The organism is Paenibacillus sp. FSL H3-0469, from assembly GCF_038051945.1.
GTDB lineage: Bacteria > Bacillota > Bacilli > Paenibacillales > Paenibacillaceae > Paenibacillus_AQ.
Genome location: NZ_CP150302.1, coordinates 5,824,774 through 5,839,049 on the forward strand (window position 1 = coordinate 5,824,774; position 14,276 = coordinate 5,839,049).

Sequence of the window (14,276 nt, forward strand, 5' to 3'; positions counted from 1 at the left end):
AAATATACAAGATATGATTTTGTCTATGAGAAAAATCTCATAGATTGTCGAAAACATGGGTGCTGTGATGAAGGGGGAATTGGCGTGAAGAACCACCAGGCAAAACAGAGAATCAGGCTCTTGCTCCATTGGCTGTTGATTGTCAGTCTAATTGCGGGGCTGTGGAATCCCGGACTTTGGCAGACTGGCCAGGCAGAGGCTGCGGCTGTGAACGGGACCGCCTCTGCTGCGGGCGATATCAGCGGTCATTGGGCAGAGCCGCAAATGAGCGAATGGATAGGGGACGGGTATATCAAAGGCTTCCAGGATGGAAGTTTCCGGCCTGATCAGGCTATCTCCCGCATAGAGTTTGTGGCGTTAGTGAACCGTTTGTTTGCTTACCAGGGAACGGGAAAGATTAGCTTCAAGGATGTTCCCTCTGCGGCCTGGTTCGTCTCACAGGTGCAGGCAGCGGTCCAGGCCGGATATGTGACGGGATTTCCTGACGGGACCTTCCAGCCGGACAAGCCGTTGTCACGGGTGGAGGCGGCTGTGATGCTCGCCAAGCTTACGCCTGTGCTGATGAAGGACGGCGAAGATCCGCTGAAGGTGTTCAAGGATGCGGGCAGTATTCCGGGCTATGGCCGTGATGCACTGGGTGCTGTGCTAAGTGCCGGTTACATGAAGGGTTTCCCGGACGGAACGATTGCAGCTGCGCGGCAGCTTACACGAGCCGAAGCCGTTGTGCTGCTGGATCGTCTGAAGCAGCAGTCCGGCAGTCATGCAGAGGGAGGGATCATTCCTCCGGCGAAGACCTTGGAAACCGGTGGCACTTATGGCCCTGCTACAGGCTCGTTCACCGTTGCCGGTGATCTTACCCTGAATGCGCCGGGCATAAAGCTGCGCAATATACAGGTTCAAGGAAATCTGCTCATCGGCTCCAAGGTTGGAGACGGAGAGATCTACCTTGAACAGGTGACGGTACAGGGCAGCACGGATATTCAAGGCGGCGGTGCCCATAGTGTACATATCAATCAGTCCCGGCTCGGAGTTGTAACCGTAGATCGCGCGGAGGGTCTGGTACGGGTTGTGGTCGGCGGGACAACGATCATCAGGCAGTTGAATGTCCAGTCCGGGGCTAAGCTTGAGTCAGAGCAGAGCGGGACAGCTTCCGGCGGGATTGAGGGAGTGGTCATTTCAGGGTCGGGTGAAGTCACCCTGAGCGGGAATTTCAGCTCGGTGGAGATTAAGAGCAACGTCAAGGTTGTGGTCACCTCGGGGACCATAGGCCGCTTAAGCGTTGCCGGGGGAGTTAGTAGTTCGGCCATTACGCTGAACGAAGGCGTGAAGGTGAGTGATCTGGAGCTGCATGGCACAGCCAGTGTATCGGGCACTGGGGAAATCGTGAAGGCGCTGGTAGATGCTCCGAAAGTAGTGTTTGAACGTTCCCCAGGCAGCGTGGAGACTACGACACGCGGGGAGTACACGGTTACTGCTCCGGCTTCAAGCACGGCTCCTGCCGGTGCAGGTGGAGCGGGAGGAACTGGCGGAGGAAGTGGTGGCGGTGGCGGAAGCAATCCGACGCCCCCGCCATCCCCAACAGCGACTCCGTCCCCAACGCCTCAGCCTACCCTGCCGCCTGCAGGGCAGCCGCTTGAGGTAGCAGTCACTGCTTCACTTGGCACCCCGGGAGGCTTCATGCTTAGCTTCAGCAAGCCTGTTGCGAATCTGACAGCAGCAGAGCTCTCACTGAAGGATGCCGCGGGACAGGCTGTCGGGATATCCTTCATCGGCTCACTGAACGGAGGAAGCACTTACCGGGTTGCCGCAGACTTGAAGGAGGGAGAGACCTACTCTGTGACTCTCTCCAAGGCAGGGTATGTCTTCGGCGACCCGGTCACCTTCGTTGTTCCGGTGATCGCACCAGAGGATATTCAGGTGGCTACGGCGGTGCAGAATATCACCGCAGCAGGTCTGGAGGTCCAATTTGATCAGCCGGTCGCGGATATGCCGCTGACCGGCTTCACCCTGAAGCGCAGCGGGACGGGCGAAGCTGTAGCTATTCAAGAGGCTGCCGCTCTTAATGGCGGAACCTCTTACCGGCTGGCAGCCGGCTTGCAGGAAGGGGCTACGTACCTGCTAACCGTGACGAAGGCGGGCTACCGCTTCGGCGGGGGGGTGTCTGTATTCGTTCCGGTCACCGACCCGGTAGTGATCTCAGTATCTACTGAGGTCTACGGCATTACGGAGACGGGCTTCCAGGTATCCTTGAATCCGCCAGTTGCCGGATTGACCGCTGCCCATTTCGCCTTGACGGCGGGGGATGGCAGCGGTGTTCCGGTGGACGGAGCGGCTTCCACAGAGGATGGCGGTGTATACACGATTACGGCAGGGCTTGTCCCGGGCAGCAGCTACACGCTTAGTATGGAACGGAGCGGCTATAGCTTCGGGACAGCGCTTGAAATGACTGTACCATCCGTAGGCAAGGTGAAGGTTGAACCTTCGGTCGGCACGGTGCGGACCTACGGCTTCATCCTGTCCATGGATAAGACAGTGCCGGATGTAGATTCGCTGAGCCTGGTGCTGGAGAACGCGGCGGGCGGGCATGTCAGTATCGACATGCTCAGTACAGTGATTCCCGGCAAGCAATATGAAGTGTGGGCCAGTCTGGCCCCGAAGGATTCGTATACCCTTTCGCTTGATATGGACGGGTATGAGTTCACCGAACCGGCGGCTCTGGCGGTCCAGGCAGATGAAGTTCCCTCTTCGGCAGGCTGGGTGACGCATAGCGGATTTGAGCTGCGGTTTGCGCAAGGCGTACCAGACTTCCCGGCAGGCGATATGACTCTGCAGGCTCCGGGCGGCGGGGCCGTAGAAGTGGATGAAGTCCAGCTTAGCCCGGACAGAACATCGGCAGTGATCACTGCCGATCTGCCCGCGGCAGGAAGTTATGCTTACCGCGTGAATCTCTATGACGGACGCTTCATACAAGGGACCGTAGTTGTTCCTGAGACAGTGGAGATCAGTAAGTATACGACCTTCGACGGGTACCCTGGTGCTTATAGCGGCCTTACGGTTCACTTCGGGCGGGCGGTACCTGGGTTAACAGTCTCAGCCTTTGAGCTTAAGAATAGCAGCGGCGGGGCGGTTGCACTAGACTCTGCGGGTTCCAGCGACGGGGGCCGTACCTACAAGCTGCTTACCACGCAGATTAATGCCGGAGGCCCGTTTGTACTTGGCCTTACGGCTCCGGGCTACAGCTTCGGGAAGCCGGCCACACTGGTGAACGCGACTCTGAATGTGTGGGGCGCAGGGCGGAAGCCGACCCAATTCATGGCCGGACTGAATCCGCGCGTGCCGGATTTGACGGCTGAACATTTCAGCGCCACGGATCTGGCAGGCCGTGAGGTTGCGATTACAGGGGTGACGTGGGATAACCAGCAGCGGATTTATGTAGTGACTTTTGACGGAGAGGGCGGTCAGAGTTATTACGTATCTGCCCATGCGGACGGGTATGACTTCGGCGCGCCGAAGAAAATTTATGTGTATGCCCAGAACACGGTGGTAGATCCGACTTACAGCGGCTTCACGCTGGTGATGGCACCTGCAATGAAGATTAATACGCAATACGGCTTTAAGCTAACCAAGGCTTTTGGAGGTCAGGAGGTTCCTATCAAGAAGGCGGTCATGAATGATCCTGAAGGCGGAAGCTATCAGTTCTCAGCCGCCTTGACTCCGGGCTACTATAGTCTCGCGCTGGATGCGGAGGTGGACCCGAACGTTGTCTCTTTCTTGGTTCCGCTAACCGCTACAGTTTCTGTCGGAGAGATTGAGAACATTGGGCTGCTTGCGAAGCTTGATTATGCCGTGGATGGGCTGGATGCCGGGAATTTCGTATTGCTCAACAACGATACAGGTGATCCGGTAGTGATATCCTCGGCGTCAACGGCGGACCAGGGCGCAAGCTACCGGCTGTCGGCCCATCTGGCGGGAGGCAGCTACAATCTGAAGCTGGCCGGGCATTTGCCTGAAGCGGGTGTGGATTTCAACGTTGCGGCTACTACAGACGCAGGAACAACAAGTGTATCGAAGATCACGAGTACAGGCTTCGAGCTTTCTTTTGCCAATCCGGTGATGGGCCTGCTTCCTGGTGACCTCACGATCACGGATGCGCAGAATAACAAGCTAAGCGGAATTACATTAAGCACGAGTGACAATGGCGGGACCTATCGTGTGCGGGTAACGCTTGCGGAGAATGCGGACTACACGATCGTGCTGAAGAAAGGGTTCATCCTCTTCGACTCGCCGGTTACGTTCCATGTGAATAAGTGGATTGCCGCCAGCATAGCGGATGTAACGAAGGACGGGCGGTTCACCTTGAAGTTCACTCCCGCGTTCCCTGAGATTGAGAATTATCTGGGACTGTCGTTAACGGATGAAGCGGGCACGCTCTATTATCCGAATCTGTTCGAGTCGGCAGACGGCGGGGCGAGCTACCAGCTTCGAGTGCCGGGCAATCAGCTGCAGCCGGGTATGGCTTACTCGATCAAGCTGGACAAGGATGAATTCTCAATGAATCCGGTCTCCTTCCGGCTACCGCCAGCGCTGACAGTGATGGAGGCGACAACAACAAGCGTGAAGGTGCAACTGGATGCGCCGGTCCCGGGGCTGGCCCAGCGGCATTTTGTGATCCGGAATGCCTCCGGTGACAGCATTGCACTGACTTCAGCGGTGACCACGGATGCGGGCGCTCATTACACTCTGGCCGGTGCCTTTGCAGGCGGACAGACGTATACGGTGCAGTACAAGCCTGATGTAGCTTATCAGGTGAATGAACCGGTTGCTTTTCCGATATCTACAATCATTACGGCTGCGGTCAGCAATGTGACGGTGCTGGGATTCAAGCTTCAATTCAGCACGAAGGTCGCCGGATTGACTGCGCAGCAATTGATTCTCCGCGATCAAAGCGGCAATCTGCTCTCTGTCACCGACTATTCGCTCAAGACAACGGATCAGGGGCTAAGCTACCAGGTGACGCTGAATGCGGCGGCAGCGGGCAAGGGGTATACGCTGGATCTGGCGAGAGAGGAATTCCGGCTGGCTTCTCCGCTCTCCTTCGATATCTCGGCGTCGGCTGCTCTCCGGCTGGTGGGCACTGTACTGAACAAGATTGTGGTGTCGGTTGCGCCGAATCTGGCAGATATGACACAGGAGCACTTCACCCTGTATGACAGCAAAGGGCGCAAGACTGCAATTACGTTGACCTCTCAAGGTCCGGCTAGCGCGATGTACAATATTGAAGGGAAATTCGACGCTTTTGAGACCTATACCCTGCAAGCGAAGTATCCCGGCTATCTGTTCGGAGCACCGCTTACCGTGGGCTTCCAGATTGGGGTATATGCAATTATTCACAGCCAGTCGCGGAGCGGCTTCAAGCTTGTTCTGAGCTCGGAGGTGCCCGGTCTGAGTGCTGCGGACATTACCGTCACTGATAAAGGGGGAAATATCGCTGCGGTACAATCCCTTCAGGCTTCCACTGCTCCAGGCAGCTATAACGTGCTTGTTCCGCTATCCGGCGGCAAGACGTACACGGTGAAGATTGCTGCGAAGGCGCCGTATGTGTTTGACAGCATTGACCCGTTCACCCTGAATGCGGCTGCGGTCACGGTGGATCAGCTGTCGCTGACCGGCTTCAAGCTGAATCTGTCTTCCCCGCTCAGTCTGGACCCCGGGAATCTCAGCCTGACGGATGAGCAGGGCGAAACGGTTAACCTCCGTTCGATCCTTACCCGGGATGCAGGACGGTCTTATGAGGTTAGTGTCTATCTGAAAGCAGGCGTGCAGTATAAGCTGGGCCTGCATGTGGCGGGATATGATCTGGGCACGGAGCTGCCGTTGTCCATTCAGGCTGTTGCGGCTGCGTTCGAGGGGATGGAGAGCGGGAACAATCAGGCGTTCACCGTCCGTTTCGATCAAGCGATGCCAAGTCTGCTGCCGGGCGATTTCAACATCATGCAAGGAGATAGTGCTACAGTATACCATCCTATGAAAATATCGACAGCGGACGGAGGCTTCACCTATAAGGTGGAAGCGAGCTTCTGGGGAACCGAGCGTTACTCGCTGCGCATGGCCAAGCATGGGTATGACTTCGGTGCTCCGCTCTTCATTGAGGTTCCGGCGATGATAAGCGCGGCTGTGCTGAGAACAGGCTCTGACTATGTGGAGATCGGACTGAATCCCGGTGTCTTCGGAATGAGCGCCGCAGATTTCACGGTGACGGACAGCGCAGGGCAAGCTTTGCCTGTGTCCTCTGCGGTGACGGACGATCATGGCTTAACCTACCGCCTGAAGGCAGCCTTTGCCGGAGGCCAGACCTATACGATTGCGCTGCAACAGACGGGCCATGACTTCGGGGAGGTCTTGTCTGCTACACTGCCAAGTGTGATTACAAGTGAGACAGGGCCGGTTAACGGGCAAGGGGGAACGGTTCTCCTGAACCCGGCTGTTGGCGGGCTTAAGGCAGGCAGCTTCAAGCTAGTGGATGCTGCCGGGCAGGCCATTCCGGTTACAGCTGTCAAAGAGCTGAATGCAGGAGCCGCGTATTCGTTATCTGCTAATCTTACAGCTGGAGCGGTCTATACGCTGACTGTGACTGCGGCAGGCTACGATTTCGGAGCCCCGCTTGCGGTGAAGGTACCGGTTCCCATCGCACTGAGCTATGACTCCATACAAAATGACGGGCTGACGGTGAAGCTGGACCCGGCTATTCCGGGACTTCACGCAGCCAGCTTCATCTTGAAGGATGCGGAGGGCAATCAGAGCGTTTCATCTGCGGCAAGCACGGCAGATGGCGGTGCAACCTACGCTGTGCGGGCGGCGCTGCAATTTGGAACGGATTACAGCCTGAGTATTGCGGCTGACGGGTATGATTTCGGAATGGTGCTGCCGTTCACGGTGCTGCAGCCTGTCGCCAAGTCTATTGAGACGCTGTCCAAGAACGGGTTCACTCTGCGCCTGCAATCCGCAGTTCCAGATTTGAAGGTCAATCACATTCTGCTGAAGGACAGCAGCGGTGAGGCTGTTGCGCTTGATTCCCTGGTGACGGCGGACGGCGGGCTGACGTACCAAGCGGCAGCGAAGCTAATAGAAGGGGCGGGATACCGTCTGGCCTTGACCGCTAAGGGGTATGATTTTGGCCCGCCGGTTCATGTGGATGTTCTTCCGATGCTGCAGCTGACTGCGGGTAACATTAGTACCTCAGGCTTCAGTCTGAATCTGAGCAAGGCCGTGCCTGATCTGAAGCTGTCTTCCGTTCGCCTTAGCGGACCGGACGGGCAGGCTATAACCCTTACCGCAAGCTCATTCTATGATGCTAATCCCGGTACAGCAGATGCGGGCAAAGTATATCAGGTGCGGGTGCCTATAAGTGCCGGACAAACGTACACACTTACGGTGCAGGATTCAATCCACCCGGTAGAAGGGCCGCTGGAAGTGGTGCTGCCGGTTGCGGTTACGAGCCAGGTCACCCGTGCGGATACCGGCGGAATAAGTGTGCTGCTGGCCCGCAAGTCTATCACGTTGCTGCCTGAGGATGTGGAGCTTCTTACGGCTGCAGGCGATAAGATCAAGGTGACGGGGATCGCAGCGGGAACTGACGCCGGTACCTTCATCATTCAAGCTCAGCTTGCTGAAGGCAGTACGTATATGCTGACTCTGAAGAAAGCGGGGTATGATTTTGGCGCAGCGGCTAAAGTGTACGTGGCTTACCGTGTTGCCTCAAGCCTCACCGGAGTGAATGAGAATGGCTTCACTGTAAGCTTCAGTGCGCCGGTTCCAGATGTACAGTTCAGCTTGCAGGACGCCGGCAACAACCCGGTCACACTGGGCGCGGTGTCCACCACAGACTTCGGCCAGACGTACAGGGTGGCAGCGAATCTGGCCTACAATAAGGAATTCAAGCTGCGGCTGAGCGCAGCGGGGTATGAGCTCGGGGCGGAGCTGACGGTGAATAATATAAGCGCGCCGCCGCAACTGATGGATGCAACCTCTTCGGAGAGCGGAACCCAGGTGATCCTGACGTTCGACAAGCCGCTGGCCAGCGTAACAGCGAGCGGGTCCTTCTCCGTTAAGATCGACGGACAATGGCAGAGCTCCGTAACTGCGGCACTCGGCGCAGATCCGGCGCAGATTCTCCTGAGCTGGAATAGCAGCGGCCGGGTAATTGGCTCAGCCTCTACGGTATCGGTAGCTTACACCGGTGTGAACCGGGTGAAGGCGGTCAATCAGACGTTCCTGGCTGTCTTTGACGAATTGCCGGTGGCCAATGCGGCGACCCTGGCCGGGTTCGTCTCCAGCTATGCCTATAAGAACGATGCAGCCTACCCGGCTCAAATCCTTCACAAGCAATATGGCAAGACGGCGCTGGAGACGGCGGAGCTTCTGCGGGACGGCGGCTTCAAGGCAGCGAATCTGTACCGTGCGGTGCTGGTCGAATACGGGATGATCCGTTCAGAAATCACTCCTATCCTGTATGCAATGAACGCGGATGCGTCAGCGCTCTTTGATGCTTACAATTCGCTTAAGCCAGCTACGGCTGCGTATGATGGATTGATTATAGGAGAGCTCCTCTCGGCAGGCTATTCGGCCAGTGAGATTGGCCCGGCCCTCCAGCGATTCGGTCTGCTCAGCAAAGACATCTTGGGATATCTGAAGCGCTACAATGTACCGGTGACAGAAGCGGCGAAGGTCCTGAGGGAGAACTGGAATGAAACAAGCGGAAATACCGTGGAGTTACTCGGGCGTACGGGTTATGACAGCAACGGGATTGCCGGAGCTGTCCAGAATGCATATGGTCTGAATCCGGCACAGACGGTGTCCGCCATGGCCGAAGGCAAGCAGCCGGCAACAAAATCAGCAGCAGTCATTAAGGAGCTGTACCAGGAGGGTGCGGTTACAAACGCAACCTGGCTGTCCCAAGCCGGATATCCGGCGGCGGAGGTGAGCAAGGCGATTGCAGAGCAGTACAGCTACGCCAGTGCGGCTGAAATGCGGAAGGCCTTCATGGACGCCGGCTTCCCGGCAGCCTACACGTATGCTCTGCTGCGGAGGGAGTATTCGCAGCAGGATGCGGCGGCAGAGCTGCTTAATGCCAAGGTGTCTGCCCGGGATGCGGCTGAAGCGGTGAAAGCAGCCGGTGACGGAGCCGCTGTTATCATTAGCGCCTTAACGGCCAAGCATTATGAGGTGCAGGAAATTGCCCTCATTGTGAATGATTTATGGGTATCGGCGGGTACCCCGTTAAGCGATATCCTTGCCCAGTTCGCTGCTGGCGGATATGAGCCTTCAGCACGGGCCGCGCTGCTGCGGGAGCAGTTCCGTGCAGAGCTTCCGGCAAGCATTGCGGCGCTCTCTCCAGGGCTTACCCAGACCCAGCGGGAGCATATCCTGAAATACCTGTTGGACGGGGGATATGATCCGGTTCTCATAGCAGATTATTATCTGAAGCAGGGCAGCCATCCTTATGAATTGTTCAGACAATTCAGGCTGGCGGGCAAGACGCCGGTACAATCGCTGCAGACGATGCATGATGCCTATATTCAAGCGGGAACAGCGCTGACGCTGAGCGGAGCCATGGATCTGTTCTATCATGATTACAATAACCGTTACGAAGCAGACCAGGTCCTGACGGTGATGCGTACCGTGTTCGCCCAGGATGTAGATGGGAAGGCGGATGCTACCGCACTAGCGGCTGTTATGAGCAACTCCACGCTGTGGGATAAATATGAAATTGCCAAGCCGCTTATCCGGCAGATGGGCCTGACAATTCAGGATTGGGTGGAGCTGGAGCGCACAGAGGCCTTGTCCCGGTTCGGCTGCGCTTGTGATGTACGTACGGTGGTGAAGGATACCCAGTATCTTTTCGCTGGTGCAACCCTGCCGGAGATTACGGTGGCCATGAGCTTATCCAGCAGCTATACCTTGAACATGATTGTGGAAGGAACGATTAATCTCTACCCTACAGGGGGTGTCAGAGCGAAGGGAATGCCTTACCTGATCTCAGCGCTGAAAAATGCGGGATATTCCTTCGAAGAGGTCGCTGCGGAATTCGACCGCCAAGGGTGGAGCGAATGGGTGTCTGTCTTCAGCACATACGGAATTGCAGCAAGTGATGTGACTGCCTATTTGGTTACAAAAGGTCTTACCATGAGCCAGGTCATTGACCGGCTGGCTCCTTATCCGCTGAAGGACCGGGCGCTGGTCCTGCGCGAAGCCTATGGGCTGGATAGCGCTGCTGCGGTGGCACAGCTGCTCCAGCAGACTGACGAGGATCAGGAGGATATTGGCCGGGCAGCGGCCTGGGCCTACGGCAGCGATCCAATCGCGTTGTGGATTCAGACGCTGCGGGCACAAGGGGCTACGGCTGCCTCCGTGATTAATACGCTCGCCGCGCGATATCCTGCCTACTGGCAGTCGGACAAGGTAGGCCCGGCCCTGATTCAGGGCGGATTCAGCCAGGATGAGGTGATGCGGGGGCTGCTGATCCATGCCGGAGTGCGGGGCAACCTGAAGGCAACGCTTGCGCTGCTGCAGTCGCTGTATAGCCAGCAGCAGATTACCATTGCGCAGCTGCTGAGTGCGGCCAAGCCCGAATCACCGGGAGACGGACTGGAATTTCTGCAGAAGGGCGGCTATAAGCTGCCTGATATTGCCCGCGCACTTAAGGATTATTACGGGCTTACGGCCGGAGAAGCAGCCAAGCTGCTTACCGCCGCTTATCCGAATGATCAGAGTCTTATTCTCTCCGGGCTTGCTTCCGTATACGGACAGACGCTCGGAAGTACGGTAGCAGAAGCGCTGCAGGAGCAGGGAATTACTGAAGTAGGCGCAGCTGTTGAATATCTGTGGAATGCGGGATTTGCTCCCAAAGAAATTGCGGTCTCTGCCAAAGACGCCTTCCACCAGGACGCAGGTCAGACCGCACTGCTCTTCGTGCAGAAGAATATTCTGGCAGATAAAAATGTACTGGTAACGACCCTTGCCTCTGTCTATGGACTGTCCGTAGAGCAGGTGATCCATGCACTGCTTGTCCGTCAGGGAGACCCCTCCTTCGAGGGAGCCATTGCCTTTGTGTTCCAGGCCCGGTTCAGTCTGGCGAACAGCATCAGGCTGGCCAAGACAGAATACGGATTATCTGCGGGAACCGCCTTGCAGCTGCTCACAGATTCCCGGTTATACCGCCAGGAGGATATCCTTGCGGGAGTGACGGATATCTACCGGACCTCGCAGCGTGAGAGTATCGTGGATTCACTGGCAGCCAGCGGGCTGGTCACCCTGGAATCTGCCGTAACCTTCCTGCGCAACATGAAGTTCGATCTGAACGGGATCGTCCGGGTGGGCAAGGAGCATTACCGGTTAACGGCCGGTGAGACTGCCGCCGCTCTGACTGTCGAGGGCACTTATAGTGATGAGGACATCCAGAGTGCGGTGTCCTATGTATACGGACAGAATCTGACGCAGACCCGGCTCGATACGCTGAATGCGCTGGGGATCACCGTGTTCGCTGATGCTGTGCCGGAGCTGATAAGCGCCGGATTTACACTAGCCGACCTGGTGCTTGCAGGCAAGACGCACTACAAGCTCAGCGCCGGAGAGACAACTTACAGCCTGCTGCAATCCGGGAAATATCCGGCTGCAGACCTTCTGGCTGCTGTGGCGGAATTCTATGGCAAGCCGGTGAATGAGAGTGTAGAGGAGCTGCTGAACCGCAGCGGTATTGCTTCCATCCAGGATGCAGCGCCATATCTTCGTTCGCTGGGCTACACACTGCAGGATGTGAGCGAAGTATCCAAGAACTACTACGGTAATACGCTACAGGCTACCTATGATGCCTTACTGTCGCTCCAATTGGAAGACGCCAGCATTATAGAATGGACTGTACGGCAGGTCTACGGCACAACTGCGGAGGAAGGCACTACGGCTGCCACTCCTCAATCGATCCTGCAGGAAGCCGGAATTACAGGGGAGCCAGCAGCCATTGCCTATCTATGGACCGCAGGCTACCCGCTACAGGAAATTGTCAGAATGCTCAAAGAGTATAACGGCCAATCTGCGGCCGCAGCGGCAGCATTGCTGCTTGCCGATGGCTCGTTCCATACCTCTGCGGTTCTGAGCAGCATCAGTGCTATATATGGCACTGCGTATGATCCCGCTGTGATGGAGCTCTTCAGAGCGCAGGGCATCTTTACAGACGCCCCGCAAGCGGCGCAGGTCTTGAGTACAAGCGGCTACCGGATGGCGTATATCGCAGAATTACTGAAGAAGAGCTATGGCAAGACAGAGGCAGAGGCGAAGGCCGTCCTGAACGGACTGGGTATATACACTGCGGATGCGGTACAGAAGACAGTGGCCGAAATGTATTTCGCAGTGGGCACAGCCTCTGGAACGCTTCAGCAAGTACTTGATCTGTATGGAATCACGGGTACAGAGGCTGCTGTAAGCCTGCTCTATAAGCAAGGTACACCGGTGCAGGATATCCTCCAGTATTTGAAGGATGCTTATCACTTGGGTGCCGATGAAGCAACCGCCCTGCTGGCCGTGCATGTCAAGGGGCCGGAGCTTGGTCTGGCCGTCACCACGGTGTATTACAGCAGCACGAATATCGGTTATCTCGCGAAGCTGATTCCGGCAACCTCTATGGGAAGCCCGGGAACGGTGGCGAATTTTATGAAGGCGAAATTCAGGGATACTGATATCGTGCTTGCGCTGAAGGTGATGTTCAATCTGGACGCTCTGGGTGTGCTGGATGCAATCACTACTGCGGTGATGCCTGCGGAGCGAGTCCGGGCAGCGGTAACCGAAGTGTTCGGGGCTGATCCGCTCTATGCCTATCTGAAGCGTATGAAAGACCAGGGAGCAAGTGCGAATGATGTCGCTGCCGAGCTGGATCTGCGGGGACTGCTTGAGCTGGCACCGTCCGGCTACCTGGTAGATACACTGCGGAGCCTGGGCTACGACAACGCCAGCATTCTGAAGATGCGCTACAATTATTTCAACGAAATGCGTCAGAATGCAGGCACGGAAGAGGAGCAGGGAATACAGCTGGTGCAGCTCGGCGTAAATACACCAGCCGCTATCGTTCAATACTTGCGCAAGTGGAGTCTGAACCCTTACAAGGTTCTTAAGATCGTAAGAGCAGGATTGCCGGATGCACCAATCGCGGAGATTGCCCTGGCCATGCGTGAGCAGGGCTACGGTGGCGAAGCTATTATCGGCGGCCTTCAGATTGTTGGAGAAGGCGGGGATAGCATCGCTGCGATTCTCCGCAAGCTTGGACTTCCAGTAGAGCAGGCACTGGTCTTCCTAGGCAAAAGCTGGTCCGTGGACGAGCAACTGCAATGGCTGATCAGCAATGGCTATACACCAAGCGAATACATCCGCTACCGGAATGTGGAGACCGACAATACCATTGCGGTTCTGAGACAGCAGCTCGGCTTGTCCGCAATTGATATTGCCAAGCTGCTGAGCAAGTATAAGGGAAGTATGAGTCACTATTACTTAGCCAAAGCACTGTATGACGGAGGATTTACACAGGTCAGTGAAGTAGCAGGTGCATTGATCGCGATCAATTATCAGCCGGTCTGGCTGCTGGGATTGCTGGTGGGGATTGGCGGCTGGACCATGGATGATATCGCCCAGGGAATGCTGGATTCCGGGCTGATCTCACTCGTGGATCTGGGAACGGCGATTCAGATGGCTACGGGCGGCGTGCTGAAGGAGACCTATCGTATTCTCAAAAAGGTATCCACCGTCAAACAGCGGGAATTCTATGACAGTCTTAGCAGCGTGGAGCGCATGCTGCTGGACAACAATGAAATCGCCATGATTGTAGTGGTGTCCGCCATGCGTAACGGAAGGATCAGTATCGCCGATGCCACCAATCAGCTGAAGGTGACGGAAGGGATTGAACCGGAAGATGCACTGAAGGTGCTGATTGTATCAGGAGCCAATGTACTGGATTCGGCAGGAGCCGTATGGGATGTCTACCGCGATTATATCGGGGCGAAGATTGTCCTCAAGATGTTCGAAAAGGCGGCAGGCAAGTATATTAGTGACTTCAGTAATTATTACAAGCTGGTCATGACGTTATCCAAGATTATTTATAAAGTATCCAAATAAGAAATGAGGCTGCAGCAAAGGCCGGTCCGCATAAGGACCGGCCTTTGCCGGTAACCTGTCATGGAAAATCAAGGCGTGGACACCCCGACCCGGAAGGTGCTATCCTAACTTAATAGAATTTG

Annotated in this window: 1 protein-coding gene; it reads left to right on the forward strand. The window is 56.2% G+C overall.

The annotated features are described in order from the left end of the window. Positions 1-84 precede the first annotated feature (84 nt). Positions 85-14,154, forward strand: coding sequence for an S-layer homology domain-containing protein (locus tag NSS83_RS25465; RefSeq protein ID WP_341346757.1), 14,070 nt, complete (start codon positions 85-87; stop codon positions 14,152-14,154). The last annotated feature ends 122 nt before the right edge of the window (positions 14,155-14,276 follow it).